The organism is Paraclostridium dentum, assembly GCF_012922555.1.
Taxonomy (GTDB): Bacteria; Bacillota; Clostridia; order Peptostreptococcales; family Peptostreptococcaceae; genus Paraclostridium; species Paraclostridium dentum.
The window spans coordinates 1-405 of record NZ_WIPK01000143.1; the positions used below are offsets into that span (position 1 = coordinate 1).

The window sequence follows — 405 nt, forward strand, 5'->3', positions numbered from 1 at the left end:
TTATTATTGTTACTGATCCTCGTGCTGATGCTCAAGCTATCAAGGAAGCTTCCTTCGTCAACATTCCAGTTATTGCCTTGTGTGATACTGACTCCATTTTGAACCATGTTGATGTTGCTATTCCTATCAACAACAAGGGTTACAAGTCCATTGGTTTGGCCTGGTATCTTTTGGCTCGTGAAGTCCTTCGTCTTCGTGGTAACATTTCTCGCACCACCGCTTGGGAAGTCATGCCTGATCTTTACTTCTACCGTGATCCCGAAGAAGTTGAACGTGAAGAGGAAGCTAAGAAAGCTGCTGCTGCCGCTGCCGAGGAAGCTCAAGTCGAAGAGGCTGTTGCTGCTGCTGAATTCGAGATCACTGATAGTGCTGCTGGCTCTGTTGATCCTAATGTTCTTGCTGCCG

At 46.9% G+C, this 405-nt stretch carries 1 protein-coding gene; it reads left to right on the plus strand.

Going from position 1 to position 405, the window contains the following annotated elements:
- Positions 1 to 405 (plus strand): 30S ribosomal protein S2 (locus tag GFJ41_RS21180; RefSeq protein ID WP_170076034.1); only part of this gene is annotated, 405 nt, incomplete at both ends.